This is a genomic window from Thermodesulfitimonas sp. (assembly GCF_052743955.1).
Map to the genome: position 1 here is coordinate 1 of NZ_JBRAIN010000173.1, position 1,543 is coordinate 1,543.

Annotated in this window: 3 protein-coding genes; 2 read left to right on the forward strand and 1 reads right to left on the reverse strand. The window is 55.5% G+C overall.

Going from position 1 to position 1,543, the window contains the following annotated elements; genetic code table 11:
* Positions 1-343: 343 nt before the first annotated feature.
* Positions 344-535 (reverse strand): hypothetical protein, encoded by a 192-nt coding sequence (locus tag ACUVTA_RS09695; RefSeq protein ID WP_445952730.1) that lies wholly within the window; start codon positions 533-535, stop codon positions 344-346.
* A gap of 268 nt (positions 536-803) precedes the next feature.
* Between ACUVTA_RS09695 and ACUVTA_RS09700 the strand changes: the two genes are divergently transcribed.
* Together ACUVTA_RS09700 and ACUVTA_RS09705 are read left to right on the forward strand one after the other, a co-directional pair.
* Positions 804-1,085 carry a hypothetical protein gene (locus ACUVTA_RS09700; RefSeq protein WP_445952731.1) on the forward strand — a complete coding sequence of 94 codons (282 nt, stop codon included), beginning with the start codon at positions 804-806 and terminating at the stop codon, positions 1,083-1,085.
* A gap of 173 nt (positions 1,086-1,258) precedes the next feature.
* Positions 1,259-1,543 (forward strand): aminotransferase class V-fold PLP-dependent enzyme (locus ACUVTA_RS09705; protein WP_445952732.1); only part of this gene is annotated, 285 nt, incomplete at its 3' end.

The window sequence follows — 1,543 nt, forward strand, 5'->3', positions numbered from 1 at the left end:
CTTTTTCGGCCAGCCAATTAGAACAAATACTGGTCAATCATCGTGATCATTAACAGCCACAGGTCGCATAAGGTAAAAAGCTGAAGGAAGAAGTTAAGGGGGTAATAGAACGCCTTGATACTGACAACTAGTATAAGGCTGCCGGACGAGTTCGCCCTACCAGTAAAAACCTGACGGCCCTCGGGATGAAGCTTCAGGAGCAGGCCCTGGGGCATTACTGGTCTCCAGAGGGATTGGAAAAGTAGCGGCCCATTCCGGGTAGGTGTGGAAACTTCTCGACACAGAAACGTCTCGTCCGGAGGGTGTTTACATCCCCAGCCGCCCTTGGCGGTGCGTTTTAGAATCAGCGGGTCGCATTCTGCGCTCGCAAGCCGAGCGGAAACGCATATTCGAGCACCTGCTCCTGTTTTTTACTGGCGGGGCGAGGAACGCGGCGGAAAAGCTCCGCGAAGAGTTCAAGGCCGGAGGCAACCCGGAAAAGTTTGGCTACTTGCTTAACGTGGCCGAGCAGCTGGCGGAGTTCTACGTAGAACATGAGAGACTGCCGCAGGACTTCTTCGAGTTCCAGAGAAAGCCTGAACCGAAGCGGTTTACCTACACCTTGGCCCCGGACGATGGGCCAGAAAACGGGCAGGCTATACGCTACCGTTTGGGAGGGAACTGGCTGGTAGGCGAGATAAAGTTGCCAGCTTCCCCGGAGCCGCGGTCGGAAAAGGAATGGCAGTGGTATCCTTTTTCTGGAGAGCTGCCAGCTGAGCTTCAGGGAAAATTAACCGCGGGGCGGAACTGTTTGTGCCCCCGATTTGCGGCTCAAAGTCAAGCCGGACGGCAGGCTGGTAGTTCTGCTGGACGTAAAGGTAGAAATGCCGGAGGAGGAGCCTTCCGGCAACCCCGGCCGGGCATTGGGTGTGGACTGGGGGTTGCGGAAGCTGGTGACCTGCACGGTAGTTTCGAGGAATGGGCAGCTTACGCCGCCCTTTTTGGTGTTCTGGTCGGGGCTCAGGGCCAAACTTTTCCGCATCCGCGAAGAAATCAAGAAACTCCAGGAAGAGCGCGACCGGTATGAAAAGGGTTTACCTGAATAACCTGGAAAATACGCCGGTTATGGAAATGGAAACAGAAGTCAGGTTCCCGGTGGGAAAGCGGGCCGTGGGGCGCGGTAAACACAACGTTGATATATCGTAGGCGGCGCCTGGTTAGATTAATTGTAAGGCCGTGTAACGGTCTGTCCGAACTTTTCCCACAGGAGGCTAACCAGGTGAGACGTATATACCTCGACCACGCTGCCACCACACCGACGCACCCGGAAGTGGCCAGGGCCATGCTTCCTTATCTTAACGGCGAGGTCTTCGGCAATCCGTCTACCGCGTATTCTTTCGGGCAGGAGGCCAAATGCTCCCTTGAAGAAGCGCGTGAAAAGGTTGCCGCCCTTATCGGTGCCACGTCCGAAGAGATCTTTTTTACCAGCGGCAGCACCGAAGCGGACAATTGGGCGCTACGAGGCGCTACTTACGCTTGCAGCGACAAGGGTAAACACATTATT

Coding starts and splice junctions, on each gene's coding strand:
- ACUVTA_RS09695 (WP_445952730.1), bottom strand. CDS start 535: ATGTTCTACGTAGAACTCCGCCAGCTGCTCGGCCACGTTAAGCAAGTA.